We start from the raw sequence: 15,147 nt of genomic DNA on the forward strand, positions 1-15,147 counted from the left end.
AAATCCGGAAAAACTCGCATATATGAGTGTTTAAGCTGATTTTTAGCGTAACATATCCCCTTTATTTCTGGAGAAATGTCTATGAGAAGTATAGAATCCAAGAAACTTGTCATTGCAACACATAATGCTGGCAAATTGCATGAAATTACCACTTTGGTTGCTCCTTTCGGTTTTACAATACAATCTGCAAAAGAGCTTGGATTGCCGGAACCGAAAGAAACAGGAACAACATTTGAAGAAAATGCCTACATCAAAGCCTTTGCCGCAGCAAAAAAAACAGGTCTTCCTGCTCTCTCGGATGATTCAGGCTTGGAAATAGATGCATTAGGCGGTGCACCAGGTGTTTATACAGCTGACCTCGCTCTTGAACCCGATGGTACACGTAATTTTCCAAAAGCAATGCAAAAAATAGAAGATGAACTCCAAAAAATTGGAGCACATGAAAAAAAACAGCGGAAAAGCCGATTTATATCGGTCATATGCATTGCATGGCCCGATGGCTATTCGGACTATTTCCAAGGCAGTGTTGAAGGCACATTCGTTTGGCCACCACGAGGAGATAAAGGTTTTGGTTTTGATCCTATTTTTTTGCCAGATGGATATGAAAATACCTTTGGGGAAATGTCAACAGAGCAAAAACATGGCTGGAAACTCAATGATACAACACCTCTTTCGCATCGCGCACGTGCTTTCAAACTTTTAGCAGAAAACCTTTTGACTCTCTCATGAATGAACCTTTTGGCATTTACATTCATTGGCCCTTTTGTGCAACGAAATGTCCCTATTGTGATTTCAATTCACATGTGCGCGTTCATGGTGTTGATCAACCACGTTTTGTAGCCGCCTTTGAACGCGAAATAGAAACGCAGTACCATAAAATAGGTCCACGTCGCATTACGAGTATTTTTATTGGCGGGGGAACACCTTCCCTTATGACACCTCAGACTGTCGATGCCTTGTTGCAAGCACTTACAAAAAAATGGACTGTTGATGATAAAGTTGAAATTACATTAGAAGCTAACCCATCAAGTGTAGAAGCAGAACGCTTTCGTGGATATCGTGCAGCAGGGGTTAACCGCTTGTCCTTAGGTGTACAAGCACTCAATGACAAAGCGTTGCGACAACTTGGCCGTCTCCATGACGTGAAACAGGCTCTCCATGCTATTGCTCTCGCGCGGGAAATCTTCCCACGTTTATCTTTTGATCTTATTTATGCCCGCCCCGAACAAACACGCGAACAATGGAAATATGAACTTTCCCAAGCTCTTGATTTGGCAGCAGATCATCTTTCTCTTTACCAATTGACTATCGAAGAAGGAACCGCCTTTAAACGACTCCATGCCGCAGGAAGACTTATCCTCCCCGCTTCAGAACTCGCAGCGGACTTGTATCATCTCACCCAAGAAATAACTGCACGGCACGGACTTCTAGCTTATGAGATCTCAAATCATGCAATCCCCGGCGCTGAATCGGCGCACAATCTTCTCTATTGGCGTTATCATGAATATGCAGGCTTTGGTCCAGGAGCCCATGGACGCTTTATGGAGCACACAACAAATAATTTTTCTGCTTCTTCAAAAACCCCTTGCTCTCAAATTGGAAATCGTGAACGTTATGTTACAATAAATGAAAAATATCCTGAGCGTTGGCTTGAATTGGTAGAAACGACAGGACATGGCTGTATTGAGACAGAACAATTGACCCCATTACAACAAGCAAATGAAATGCTTCTTATGGGATTGCGTCTTTCAGAAGGTTTGGATCTTCCGCGTTATGAAACCTTAAACCCCAAAAGTTTTCCAATGGAAAAGCTTATTGATTTACAACAACAAGGACTCATAGAAATGCTAGGAAATCAGCGTTTAAAGGCAACAAGCAAAGGACGTATCCTTCTTGACTATATCATCAGCCAATTAGCAACCTAAAATCTGATGATTTTAACGCGCAACCCTATCACTTATGACATAACATTCACTGTTTTCAATTTAAGAAGCAGATGCTTTAAAATAGGCTTTGCTCTATGCAAAAAAATCAACAATGAAACGTTCATAAATAGAAGTGAGGGTTTCCAATGCATCAAGAGTTACACACTCATCTACCATATGCATCGTTTGTCCTGGTAAACCACATTCAACCACTGGGCAATAATCTTTAATAAATCGTGCATCAGAAGTTCCCCCCGAAGTGGAACATTCTGGTATATTCCCTGTTATACTTTCAATAGAATTTGATAGGGTTGCAATGAGTTTATCATTTTGAGTCAAAAAAACATCTCCCAAACTTGGAATCCATTCAAGTTGATAATAGGGGTATTGATTAGTGTTGTTTTTTGATTGCACTAAAGCAAGACGCTTTTCAATTTCTGTCATAAGCGTTTCTTTTGTCCAAAGATCATTGTAGCGTATATTAAAACGCACTATTGTCTGTGCTGGAATAACATTCACTGCACAATTACCCGTATCAATGGTTGTCAATTCCAAATGACTTGGTTGAAAATTTTCTGTCCCTTGATCTAAAGCCGTTTGTGTCAACGCTTGAATAAGCTTACTTACTAAAGGTAATGGATTGGCTGCTCGTTCAGGAAAAGCAACATGACCTTGGCGGCCTTTAACTGTAATGACACCAGAAATTGATCCTCGACGACCAATCTTGATCACATCCCCAACAACCTTTACGCTTGTTGGTTCTCCCACAAGAGCCGCAGTCCATTTTTCGCCTTTTTGTTCTGCCCATTTGAGAAGTTTAACCGTGCCGTTAAGTGCAGGGCCTTCTTCATCACCAGTAATCAGAAGGCTTACCGTTCCTTTAATGGATTGTTTCTTAAGGACTCGAGCCAACGCAGCAATAAAACAAGCAATCCCGCCCTTCATATCAACAGCGCCTCGCCCGTATAATTTTCCTTGATTTACGACAGCTTCAAAAGGAGGATACGTCCAATTTTCCAACGCACCTGGTGGCACAACATCAGTATGACCCGCGAACATAAGATGTGGTCCTCCTTCTCCCATTTTAGCATAAAGATTTTCAACATCTTCTGTATTTTCGTCCGTAAAAACAGGGCGTTCAACATGAAACCCCATCTTCTTTAAAAATTGCTCCAAAGTTGATAAAGCACCTGCTTCACGAGGTGTAATAGAAGGACAACGAACAAGTGCCTGTAAAAGCTGAAGTGGATCTGTAAGGACAGGCATAAATGCATTTCCAATCTAAATTTAAGTATGATGAAAAATTATTAAGCTGAATTATAAAAAAGATAAAGCAAAAACATTGAAGACACTCAGCAAGCCAAGTAGGGGAAGACAATCTTGCTGAGGCTTCAATGCGTTGCTCATCATGTGATGAAGCACATACATAATGGAAAGCGAAATAAGAAGTTCCATTGAAACTTGTCTTTTTCAAGGTTTTTTTCATATTTCCAACTTATCCAACTCATAGGAATGAAAATTGATCGCTTGCAACGTGTGTCCATTTTCTTTCAACCAAGCGCGATGTGTTTTACTCCCTGGGCAAAGTTTTTCACAAAGATCCCAAAATTTTGGTCCATGATTCATTTCAATAAGATGAGCGACCTCATGCGCAACAACATATTCCACAATCTCTTTTGGCGCCATAATAAGGCGCCAAGAAAAAGAGAGACGCCTATCTATCGAACAAGATCCCCAACGGCTTTTGGTATCTTTATAACAAACTGACTTCACTTTACGCTCTACTTTATCTGCATAACATGCAACCAATGGTGTTATAATAAGCGCAGCCTGTTTTTTTAAAACATCAGCAACACGCCTTGGCAAATATTCTAATCGGCCATAAACGATAATTTGAGATTCTCGTCCCGCATCTCCTGTAATAATTTCTGACACCCCACGCCCTTCTTTATGCCTTATAGTATGTGTAATACCCAATAAAGGAATCGCGGTACCCTCTTTGAGATAAGGACTCTTTTGAGAAACGCACACACGCGTAAGACGCGCTTCAATCCAAGAGCGGTTCTTTTCAATGAAAGCTTGAACCGAACAAAGGCTTATCTCTGGTGGCGTTATTACGCAAATTCCCTGCCCATCCGCATCAACACGTAATGTGAGGCGACGCGCATGTTTATGCGTGCGTACTTTTAGAGGGACAACACGATCAGAAAAAATAAAATGCTGTTCATAAATGGTCATACATTATGTCTTCATTATCAATGAATCTGACTCTCATCTCGCATTAATTTGATCAATCAATGATCTCAATACCCTTTCGAGGCAATCCAAATCTTGCGGACGCGAAAAGCGATGATCTGCATCACGAACTAGTGTCAATGTAACATCATGTAAAGGCAAATGATTCAATAAAGTCATTGTATGCTGATAGGGTATCTCCACATCTTCCATCCCTTGTAGAATATGGATTGGACATCCAACATCTATGCATCCCTTCATGACGCAGTTGTCTCTGCCATCTTCAATAAATACTTTTGTAAAGGGGACCGGCTCCGTATAATTAATTGTAGATCGTTCAATTTGTCCTGTTTCTTCTAAAATTTTCCACTCCTTTCGCCCCAACCCTGATTCTATCAATGTTTGTGTAAAATCAGGAGCTGGCGCAATCAAGACCATGCCAGCAAGCCTCTTATTTTTTTGTGCTAATATCATAGCAAGCTTTAGAGCAATCCATCCCCCCATAGAAGTGCCAATCAAAATTTGTGGCCCCTCACAATAAGTTTCAAAAACCGCTAAACTTTCTTGAACCCAGCGTGAAATGGTTCCTTGAAAAAAATCACCTCCCGATTCTCCATGCCCAGAATAATCAAAACGTAAGCAGGACAAATTATTCTTCTGAGCAAAACTATCAACCAACATCGCCTTATCCCCTGACATATCGGATAGATAACCATGAAGCCAAACTAACCCTGGAGAATGACTGCCTTTGCGATAACGTACTGCGAGAGCAGTATCTTCAAACGAAAAAAATTGGCACGGAATATTTTGATCCATTGTTCTTTTCCTCACAAAACACTTTTACGCATAAAAGAAAAATTTCTTTTCTCAAAATTAAACCTAAAAGTCATAATCAAATAATGAAAAAAGCGCGAATTCTAGTTGTTTTTCTGTATATAATTGTATATTAAATTACATTATAGATGAATCAAATTAAAGGAATATAAACCATTCGCAAACCGTTTAAAATGACAGCTACCCAGAAAGATGGGCCACGTTCAAATCAGGATATCCGAGTTCCTCGTGTTCAGCTTATCAATGATGAGGGACAACATCAGGGAATCGTTCCAATACAAGAAGCACTTGCTATGGCTGCAGATGTGGGGCTTGATTTGGTTGAAATTGTGCCAAATGCTGAACCACCGGTGTGTAAAATCATCGATTTGGGTAAATTAAAGTATCAAACTCAAAAAAAAGCAGCTGAAACGCGTAAAAAGCAAAAGGTCATCGAAATCAAAGAGATTAAGATGCGTCCAAATGTTGATGTTCATGATTATGGTGTCAAGCTTAAAGCTATTCATCGCTTTATTGGTAATGGCGATAAAGTAAAGATTACTTTGCGTTTTCGTGGTCGTGAAATGGCACACCAAGATCTTGGATTAAAGCTTCTTCAGCGTGTTAAAGAAGATACAAGTGAAATTGCCAAAATCGAATCTGAGCCAAAACTTGAAGGCCGTCAAATGATGATGGTCATAGCAGCTAAATAATTTTTCATTAGAATAATGTACAAGATGCAACTCATCTAGAGTTGGAGATATGGAATATGGTTAAAAGCACCACGATACCATCTATGGTGCTTTTAAATGAATGGTGCGGGCATATTGATCTCTTTTTTTAGTGACTACTCTTTTTATCAAAAAGACTAAATGTCTTTTAATAATGCTTCAACTTGCATAAAACAACGATAGAATATAGAAGCACTTTATGGTCAAAAAACAAATTTCCACTTTTGATAAACATCTTATCATTCGTCTTTTACAAGAAAATTTTCATAAACATGCGCGTTGGTACAGCGCAGCCATTTTTTCAATGATCATTATCTCATGCACAACCGCAGCGAGTGCATGGATTATGCGTGACGTTGTCAACTCTATTGTTGATGCGCAGAATTTTGGTATGATTGTTTTAATTTCTAGCATTATTGCTTTTATTTTTATTCTCAAAGGTATTGCAACTTTTGCACAAACTTACTTTTTAAGCAAAGCAGGCAACAGTATTGTTGCTGAACAACAACGCAAAATTTATGCGCGCCTCATGGAACAAGGTGTTTCTTTTTATCATAACAACACTTCATCTGATCTTCTTGTTCGCGTAACCCATAACGCTACAGCAGTGCGTAATATTATTGATACAATTATCACAACTTTTGTGCGTGATTTGCTGTCTTTTAGTGGCCTATTGCTGGTCATGTTTATTCAAAATTTTACGTTAATCACTATCACTTTAGTAGTAGGACCACTGGCTTTTTTAGGGGTACGAATGGCTTTAAAACGTGTTCGCAGCCTTGTGGAAAAAGAACTCCTTTCGCTTGGTGAAATTATCAAAATTGTGCAAGAAAGTTCTATTGGTATTCGAGTCATCAAAGCTTTTTCATTAGAAGAACTCATGAAAAAACGGATGAATAAAGCCATTTGTGATGTTGAAAAACAAGCAAACACTATTGCAAAACTTCAAGCCATTACAAATCCGATTATGGAAACGCTCGCTGGAGTTGCCATTGCAGGTATTATCTGCTTTTCTGGCTACCTTGCAACCCAACGTGCAGGCGTTCAAGGTGAATTCATGGCTTTTATTGTCGCTTTGCTTCTAGCTTACGAACCAGCAAAAAGACTAGCAAATGTACGTGTCAAAATTGAATCTGGCTTGGTTAATATCCGTACCATGTATGAAATACTTGACCATCCCATTACACTCATAGAACATGAGAAAGCTAAAGATCTGGATAAAACACAAGGAATTATACGCTTTGAAGATGTTTCTTTTGCATACACAGATAACCAAATGGTTTTGGAAAACATCAATCTAGAAATAGAACCTAGAAAAATGACCGCATTGGTAGGTCCCTCAGGGTCAGGTAAATCAACCCTTATTAATCTGATTATGCGCCTTTATGACCCAACAAAGGGACGGATCTCGATTAATGATCAAGACATCAAATATACTACTTTCCGCTCTCTTCGAAACTTGATAGCCTATGTAGGTCAGGATACTTTTCTCTTTCAGGGAACCGTTAGATATAATATCGGTCTTGGAAAAGAAGGAGCCAGTGATGATGATATTATCAAAGCAGCGAAAACGGCCAATGCTCATGACTTTATTATAGACCTACCAAATGGTTATGATACACAGATAGGGGATAATGGCTGTAATCTTTCAGGTGGACAAAAACAACGACTCGCTATCGCCAGAGCAATGCTTCATGATAGTGAAATTCTGATTTTTGATGAAGCAACAAGCGCTTTAGACTCGCACACTGAAGCACAAATTAATGAAGCCCTTCATCGCCTTACCAAAGGACGTACAACAATCATCATCGCTCATCGCCTTTCAACAATTGCTCGCGCTCACAAAATTGTTGTCATAAAAAATGGAAACTTGATTGAACAAGGAACCCCAAAAGAACTGCTAGCAAAAGAAAATGGTTTTTATAAAAAACTTCATAATATCCAATTTAAAAAACAAATATCCTAAATCCTGTGTATCCAAGTAAAATTTAAGATAAGAAATGGATAGGTGACCACATTCCTTTATAAAGAATAGGAATGTTCCTATGAAGCAGTATTGCATTTAGAGTAGTAATTGGCAGAAGATTTAAAGTTTCTTAAAAAAAATTTTTAGAATTTGCATAAGAATACACTTTACCTGCTATTTTGTTAAAGAATTTTATCTCATTTTAAAAACAGAATCCCGATAATGAGAGCCTCCTCTCCCTCAGGATGAGGAGTGCAGCATCCATAAATGTGGCATATGAAAAGGAAACAAGCATCAAGCTTTAAAAAACTTGCCAATAGATATGAAGCCGTAATGATCTAAACTGCTTTTATCCATCCTCATCCCTATACTGCCTATTATAGATCGTACTGCATACTATAGATAGCGCTGTGAGATGGGATTGAAACAATTAGAGATACTCATGAGCAATATAATGATATACTGCTTTTTTGAAGAACATGCTTCCATTAAAGGGTATGATAAAAAAACTAAAATTAGAACTTCAGCTTCGATCCTTAATAGTCTTTTTCGTAAAATATACCAACACTAGAATTCTTTTCATTCCCTATGGCACCTTTAGCTTTGAGATGTCGTGAAATATCCAAATTAATTGTTCCTTTTGTCATTCCATCCGATCCTGCTTCAAAGCCTAAATAAACATTATTGTGTATATAGCGCCCAACGCGTAAACCCGTATTACCTTTTTCATCCACGATAACATCAAGATCATCAAGACCAATTTTAGCCCGTAGCGCGTTTAACAAGGATGTATTAGAAGCACCAACAAGGTCTGCTGCTGCAGCCGCAAGCTGTGCAATCTGAAATGGTGATAATTCACTAAGAGAGCGGTTAAAAATCAAACGCGCTAAAACCTCATCCTGAGGCAAATTAGGTTGCGAAGAAAAATGCACATCCAGATTATCAATTGTTCCACTTACAGTAACAATGACACGAATATCACCAATATTATTATTGGTCACAAAATAAACAGTAGGATCAAGGTTACCACTAAAGCTCGCTTGTCCTTGATCAAAACTGAGACGCCGTGAAAGAATATCAAAACGTCCGCGAATCATCTGAAATTCACCAACCGGATGCACATCATGTAATGGCCCAGTCAGGTTAATACGTCCTCCCAATTCAGCATCTAACCCTCGCCCTCGTACAAAAAATTGATTGCGTGCAGTAATCCGCATATTTAACACAGTAGATGAAGATTTTTGAGAAACATCACGGTCTTGACTAGAGCTCTTAACATCAGCACGTTCAAGTGTCTTTTGGATCGATTTGGTTAAATTCTTATTTTTAATATCAAGAAACTTGGCATTTCGAAAATGATCAGGAACAACAATTTCTGCTTTTTCAACGGTAATATCACCACCAATAACAAGGTCACCAAAAAAATAACCCGCCATTGTCATCTTGCCTGACAATGTTGCAAGAATCATGGAACCATCATTATAATTGGCACGATTAAGATTAAAGACCAAATCCGCTTGCCAATCGTTAGAAATACGGCCCGAAGCGGAGAGAGAGCCCCCTCCAGACGAAGAAGCAGAAGCTTTTTCTATAAGAATATGGTCACCATTTAATTTGCCTTCAAGCGTTATATCGTTCAATCCTACATTTGTTTGTGAATCAAAAAAACTACCATTGACTATAGAAAAATTCCCTGTCAGTTGTGGCTGTGATAATTTCCCCTGTAGAGTTGCATCAATTCTTGCGGTACCTGTTACATGGGCTCCACGCTTAGCTAACAACAAATCAACAAGGCCAAGAGGCATTGTTCCTCTAACATTAAATTTAGTTTCTGAACCATTTATAGAAACGGGTCCATTTATGGAAAGATCTAATCCCTTATCTCCTGTTGCTATTATATTCTCAATATGAAAAATCGATTTTTTATAAGAACCACGGGCACTCATATTGATCGACAGAGGCCCTTTATGCGTCATAGCAGTCAAGCTTTGACTAGAAAGCTCAAAATAAGCAGATGGATCCTCCATTGTTCCATCAACATCGACCTTGCCTACAATTTTTCCTTCAAGCGCTTTTCCCTCAGTGAAATTATTAATCAAACGCGCAGGAAAATCCCGTAAGTTAATATGGAGATCAAGTTTGTTTTTATCTAAATACACATTCCCCTGCGCTTGTGCTTGTAATCCTTCTCCTGTTAAATTTGCATTCAAAGTCATGTTTTGATCTACTGTTTTACCTGTAGCAGAGAGCATAAAAGGCATTATTTTTTTATCTCGAAGTGCAATGGTTGTCAGATTTTCACCTTTTATATCATAGGTTACATCAGGTTTTTTTAAATGACCTCGAACCATCACTTGTCCTGTTACAATACCAGATACTCCAAGATCAGATTTCCATAGATTAACTAAAGCAGCAGGAAGAGCATTCATCGTAAGATGCAGATTCAAGGTATCTTGAACATTTCCTGAAAGCAGAACCGACCCGCCATTAATGGCTACTCTCAATTCATTTACTGTCATTCCATCTTTATCAAAAACAATTGTAGCGGGTTTAGATAATGTCGCGTTAAGATTGGGTTGTTTAACATCTATGGTTTCAATCTGCACTTCTCGTTTTATATCTACTGGAAGTCCTACCATAACCATACGCCCAGAAAGCCTTGCATTGGTATTATTAGGCAACATCGCCTGAACAGTAAAAACTGTTTGCCCATTCTTCCTATTGGCATGAGCATTTAAACGATTAACCATCATAAAAGGCGTTTGAATATGCTCCGCATTGATAAAACCCTCAAACTGTGCCATGCCAAAAAGGTCAAAAACATCTGCTTCTACTGCCAGCTTTTTAATTTTATTCTTTGCAAAGTTTAAATGGTCAACATGCGCCTTAAAATTGGCTTTTTGCTTGCCATTTTGTTCATCAAAAACAAAGTCTCCTTTTATTTTTCCGCTACTTTCCTGCAAAAATAGTGCCGAAAACTCTGAAATATCATCAGCATCAATATGTAAAGCTCCTTTCACAAAACCTCCCATTTGAGAAAGGCCACCTGTTATTTTTGCGTTTCCCCCTTTTATATTGATATTTTCAAGTTTTCGAATCCGATGAGAATCTTTAAAAGAAGCATACAAATACAAAGGCTTCTTAGCAAAAGTTCCTTCCCCTTTTATAGAACCCGTTAAAAAAGGTACCGGCAATGTATTATCCATTAGTGCTTGCATAGTAAGTGTTGTATTTTGGAGTTTTTTCCCCACTAAAAACGCTTCAGAAACCTGGGCACGTGTGTTAAATTTTATAAGATTATTGCGTCCTCTAGCAGTACTGCGGATTGTGAGTGCACCCTTCATCCTCGGATCCAACTTAGAAAGATCAGATAGTTGAGCATATAAATCCATCTTAGCACTCTCACTTGAAAAAGTGCCATCAGCCTTTATGCTTGCGTACTGACTTTTCAAATCTAAACGACGCAAAATTAAACCTGTCCTGTTGCGAGCAACACCACCTGAAAGAGTAAATTTTCCTTTGAAAAAACGATTGAAAGGTTCCACGCCTATTTTCATGTTGTCAGCCATTCCTGATAATTCGAGATCAAAAACGCTGTCCTTTAAACTGACAATTCCTTTGCCTTTAATATCTGCGCTACCAGAAAATGATTGTGCACTCAATAGATTAAAAGGAGAGAGTGTTTGAGCTTTTAATCCAAGATCGCCTTTAAAAATAAAACGATCTATCTTCCCTTTTAACCAAGCAGAAAAACCCTGACCTGTAATACTAAGATCATGAACCAAAACTGGTTTTTTAGAAACAATATCTGTATCTAGATGCACATTAACTGTTTGGTCTAGACTTTCTACAAACGCACCTTTATTTTTTTCAATCCCTCTAAGCGTTCCCTTAACCTGAATACCAACATGACGAGAAGTTGCATCATCAAGATTTTCGCTTACTCCTCCCATAACAAAAATTGCATCGCGAATATGAATATTTTTATTGCGCAAATGATGGAGCACAAGCCGTCCATTCCATGATTGTTGCCCTTCTCGACCATAGTCAATATTTAAAGCAAGATTATCCGCACGCATTGGTGTTTCTGATGCTGGTAAATGTGTTGCCCCATCATCCAGAGCCATTTTGCCATCAACAAAAAGCCGACGCAAAAAACCATCGGCTGCTATTTCAGCATTAGCCACAACATTCATCGCTTTACCCTCAATCACCATATGATCAAGGTGCGTCACACCTTTACCTGTTATTCTTGCCTCTGCTTTCAATGTGACATCAGATTCAAAGAGGCTATGATATTGAGGAGGCATTAAAGAGCCAAGTGTGCCTACAAATTTGGTAGAAAGACTGTGCCCCTCTGCAATCCTTGCAAGAACAACATCGCCATCTAAAATAGGATGGTGATCAACTTCTAAAGAAAGTTTGATAGCCAAATCATCAAAAGTACCATCACCTTTAAGAGCGAAATTTAATGCAGGACGCTTCTCAATGTTAAAAATATTTGCCAAAATGCCATTTTGCGGTTCATCAGCAAGAATATCGATTTTAGCTGTACGGTCTTTATTGTATATCTTCGTTAGAACAGAAAAAGATCCTGGTGCATCTAGACGATGAGCCGCTAACTCCGCATCAAAAACACCATTAGCCAAAGTTAAACTTCCTTTTAAGGATACATCAGCAGAAAAATCCAAAAGGTCCTGACCAAACATCACATGTTTAGCCGCAAGTGTCTCAATAGAGAGAGAAAGTGGTAATTTTGGTAAAGAAAATTTTCCAGACTCAAGGGATGATATAAGAGAAGAGTTGCCCTGCGGTTTGCGTAAAAAGGTAATCTGTTCCAACGAAAGCCGGTTGATATCCATGCGCCCCCTCAGCAACGCTAAGCGATTCCAATCCATCTTAGCATTGCTAATTTTAAGCCATATACCTTTTTTATCACTCACAGTAATGGTATCAATTGATGTTTGAGAAGATAGTGCCCCTTGCACATTATGTAAACGAACTTGACGATTAGGCGCTGAAAGTCCGCGTTCAATCAAAGAAATAAGCCATGAACGATCATCCGCTATCGCTTCTCTAGAGAGCAAATTGCCTCTTTGCATAAAAAACAGAATGCTTAGCAAAAAAAACAAAAAACCAAATAAGAAAGCCAATAAACGTACATTTTTTTTCATTAAAACGCTTGCCCTATACCCACATAAAAACCGATGCGAGGATCACCTTTTTCCCGCTTAAGAGGAAAAGCTAAATCAACTCGCAAAGGCCCAAGACCTGTCATATAGCGACCTCCAATACCAGCTCCCCATTTAATGTTTTGAGAAAAATCAAAACGCGCCCTTTCCCCTACGATACCTCCATCAAGAAAACTGACAAGTCCTATCTTATCATTTAAAGAAAAACGTAATTCTGCTGTACCTTCAACAAGCGCCCGACCACCAACAACAGCATCATTATCTGTTTTGAAACCAATATTGCGATAAGCATAACCGCGAACAGATCCACCTCCACCAGCAAAAAAGAGCGTATCAGAAGGCACTTGTGCTTTATCGCTTCCAAGAATTGTACCAAGCTTTGCCCGCGCTGCAAAAACAAAACGCTCCTTTTCATCTAGTGTCCAATAAGAACGGCCTTCTACAGTCATTTTTGCTACAAAATTATGAGAGCGCATTTCATAAAAAGGTTCAACAAATACTTCACCATATAAACCTTTTGTCGCATTGAACTTATTATTACGACTATCGTAAATTATACTACTTGGTAACCCAATTGTTGTAAAATTACGGCTTCCAAAATAGATATCGCGTGAGTAACCGTTGGAAACTTCTATTGCAACTTGACCGGATAGATTACCATTAAAGATATGTGTTATACCCAGCTTTCCTTTGATAGCTTTTGTCGTGTAATTATCTAGGACATCTTGTTGTATTTTCAGTTCTGACCTAAAATCTGTATCAGGAGTGAAGATACCAGGCTTTATAAATGTGCCACCTAGAAGATAATCAAAATTTTTCAGATTATAGGATTCCTCTTTATTGCTTCCAATACCGCTTATTTTCGTCTCAATTTTAAGGTGTTCCGCATGGCCAAAAAGATTGTTATGCATCCAATAAGATTCAAAACCAGTACCATCTAATGTTGAATAGCTACCACCTGCGCCAAAACGACGTGGTTTACGTTCTTCCAAAACAAGCGTAAGCGGTAAACTACCATCAGGGTTAATTGTATCAGCCTCACGTATATTCACAGCACGAAAAACATTAAGTCGTGCAAGTCTTTCATTTGCCTTAACTAACGCATCAGAATCATATTTTTGGCCTACCTTAAACCCTGTCATCCATGCAATATAGGATGAATCTATGCGCGGCTTCTTACTCACATTACGCACGTTTAAAGGACCGTAATAAGCTTCTTTTCCAGGATCAACAGCAATTCGCGCATCAATAAGGTGCGCAGCATGGTCAGCAACGACTTCACTCTTAACAACTTTAGCTTTAGCATAACCTTGTCGACGCCATCCTTCAACCGCCCATCTTTCTGCTTTTAAAATACTTTCAGATTTGGCAACAGTGCCAACCTTATACCCCAATTCTTCCATTGTAAGCATTCTATTGATTTTATATTTTACGGCTGGAGCAACTTTATCGATGCCTGCAACATTAAAAATATATTGTGGTCCGGCATCAATCGTAATGACAATATTGGATTGTGCGGGAAGTTGAGTCACCGGACTCAAATCAGCAGCTTCTAAACCATTAATCTGAATACTAATAACACCGCCGTAACGCCCATCAGCATAAAGAGCAGAAAGAATTGCCCGATAATCTGAACGGGCTTTAGCTAATAAACCAGAAGAACTAAATGCTTTACCTTGATCAGCAATAAGAGAAGACACAGCCTTCACTATTTTAACACCTTCTGGTGGTGCACCCGATGGAGCAATAACATTAACTTTATAAAATTTTTCTGTACCATTATAAGAGGAGGAGTTTGTTTTCTTTTGACCAAAAAGAGGAATGCCGAAAAACTCAAATGCTGCAAGTGGTTGCGGAAATGCACAGACAAAGCATAAACCCACAAATAAACTGCGCATGGTTCCTGATTTTAACAAAACTCCCGTTTGGTATACCATCAAATCAGATACCTTCAATATACTTTACATCACTTTAGTACTATAAATAACGTAGAACAAGAAAGATAAATATACCTACTCTGTATATTTCACATGTTTGATCATATCAAATAACGTTCTTTTCTTGTGATGCATAACATCTCCTCCCTTTAATATTCACAAAATCCGGCATTGCTATACAACACAAACAGCCTCACTCTTTTTCCCCTACCATATTCATTTAGCGCATTATAAATGTTTTATTTAACCGCATATAATCATGGTTAAATTTGTGCAAATTACTCTCCCTCACTGCGCTACAAAAGCCTGCACAGCTATATAGATCTCTCTACCCCAAAAACCATAGAG

The 15,147-nt window shown here is 38.7% G+C and carries 9 protein-coding genes; 4 read left to right on the forward strand and 5 right to left on the reverse strand.

The annotated features are described in order from the left end of the window. Positions 1 to 81: 81 nt before the first annotated feature. Positions 82 to 729, forward strand: a complete 648-nt coding sequence (rdgB, locus tag ME1_RS01470; protein WP_004862352.1) for an RdgB/HAM1 family non-canonical purine NTP pyrophosphatase — start codon at positions 82 to 84, stop codon at positions 727 to 729. After that, positions 726 to 1,925: a radical SAM family heme chaperone HemW gene (gene hemW / locus ME1_RS01475; protein WP_004862354.1), complete on the forward strand. Its 1,200-nt coding sequence runs from the start codon at positions 726 to 728 to the stop codon at positions 1,923 to 1,925. The genes rdgB and hemW overlap by 4 nt, the downstream gene beginning before the upstream one ends. A gap of 93 nt (positions 1,926 to 2,018) precedes the next feature. Here hemW and dapE read toward each other — a convergent pair whose 3' ends face one another. The 3 genes from dapE to ME1_RS01490 form a co-directional block, all read right to left on the reverse strand. Beyond that, positions 2,019 to 3,191, reverse strand: a complete 1,173-nt coding sequence (gene dapE, locus ME1_RS01480; protein WP_004862356.1) for a succinyl-diaminopimelate desuccinylase — start codon at positions 3,189 to 3,191, stop codon at positions 2,019 to 2,021. 216 nt (positions 3,192 to 3,407) lie between these two features. Next, on the reverse strand, positions 3,408 to 4,163 hold the full coding sequence (locus tag ME1_RS01485) for a M48 family metallopeptidase (protein WP_004862357.1): 756 nt from the start codon (positions 4,161 to 4,163) through the stop codon (positions 3,408 to 3,410). Between the two features lie 33 nt (positions 4,164 to 4,196). Continuing rightward, on the reverse strand, positions 4,197 to 4,976 hold the full coding sequence (locus tag ME1_RS01490) for an alpha/beta hydrolase (RefSeq protein WP_004862359.1): 780 nt from the start codon (positions 4,974 to 4,976) through the stop codon (positions 4,197 to 4,199). 191 nt (positions 4,977 to 5,167) lie between these two features. Between ME1_RS01490 and infC the strand changes: the two genes are divergently transcribed. Together infC and ME1_RS01500 are read left to right on the forward strand one after the other, a co-directional pair. Next, positions 5,168 to 5,686 (forward strand): translation initiation factor IF-3, encoded by a 519-nt coding sequence (infC, locus tag ME1_RS01495; RefSeq protein ID WP_004862361.1) that lies wholly within the window; start codon positions 5,168 to 5,170, stop codon positions 5,684 to 5,686. A gap of 217 nt (positions 5,687 to 5,903) precedes the next feature. Further along, positions 5,904 to 7,670, forward strand: a complete 1,767-nt coding sequence (locus ME1_RS01500; RefSeq protein WP_004862363.1) for an ABC transporter ATP-binding protein — start codon at positions 5,904 to 5,906, stop codon at positions 7,668 to 7,670. A gap of 536 nt (positions 7,671 to 8,206) precedes the next feature. Here the strand turns inward: ME1_RS01500 and ME1_RS01505 are convergent. Together ME1_RS01505 and ME1_RS01510 are read right to left on the reverse strand one after the other, a co-directional pair. Further along, the gene (locus ME1_RS01505; protein WP_004862364.1) at positions 8,207 to 12,844 is read right to left on the reverse strand and encodes a translocation/assembly module TamB domain-containing protein; all 4,638 of its coding nucleotides are present in this window, start codon (positions 12,842 to 12,844) and stop codon (positions 8,207 to 8,209) included. Beyond that, positions 12,844 to 14,799 (reverse strand): autotransporter assembly complex protein TamA, encoded by a 1,956-nt coding sequence (locus ME1_RS01510; RefSeq protein ID WP_004862366.1) that lies wholly within the window; start codon positions 14,797 to 14,799, stop codon positions 12,844 to 12,846. Before ME1_RS01510 ends, ME1_RS01505 begins: the two co-directional genes overlap by 1 nt. Positions 14,800 to 15,147 lie beyond the last annotated feature (348 nt).

It is taken from the genome of Bartonella vinsonii subsp. arupensis OK-94-513 (assembly GCF_000278235.1).
Taxonomy (GTDB): Bacteria; Pseudomonadota; Alphaproteobacteria; order Rhizobiales; family Rhizobiaceae; genus Bartonella; species Bartonella arupensis.

What these genes read in the sequence shown, in the direction of transcription:
- rdgB (WP_004862352.1), top strand. Translation starts at nt 82, where the DNA reads ATGAGAAGTATAGAATCCAAGAAACTTGTCATTGCAACACATAATGCT.
- dapE (WP_004862356.1), bottom strand. Translation starts at nt 3,191, where the DNA reads ATGCCTGTCCTTACAGATCCACTTCAGCTTTTACAGGCACTTGTTCGT.
- ME1_RS01510 (WP_004862366.1), bottom strand. Translation starts at nt 14,799, where the DNA reads ATGGTATACCAAACGGGAGTTTTGTTAAAATCAGGAACCATGCGCAGT.
- hemW (WP_004862354.1), top strand. Translation starts at nt 726, where the DNA reads ATGAATGAACCTTTTGGCATTTACATTCATTGGCCCTTTTGTGCAACG.
- ME1_RS01485 (WP_004862357.1), bottom strand. Translation starts at nt 4,163, where the DNA reads ATGACCATTTATGAACAGCATTTTATTTTTTCTGATCGTGTTGTCCCT.
- ME1_RS01505 (WP_004862364.1), bottom strand. Translation starts at nt 12,844, where the DNA reads ATGAAAAAAAATGTACGTTTATTGGCTTTCTTATTTGGTTTTTTGTTT.
- ME1_RS01500 (WP_004862363.1), top strand. Translation starts at nt 5,904, where the DNA reads ATGGTCAAAAAACAAATTTCCACTTTTGATAAACATCTTATCATTCGT.
- infC (WP_004862361.1), top strand. Translation starts at nt 5,168, where the DNA reads ATGACAGCTACCCAGAAAGATGGGCCACGTTCAAATCAGGATATCCGA.
- ME1_RS01490 (WP_004862359.1), bottom strand. Translation starts at nt 4,976, where the DNA reads ATGGATCAAAATATTCCGTGCCAATTTTTTTCGTTTGAAGATACTGCT.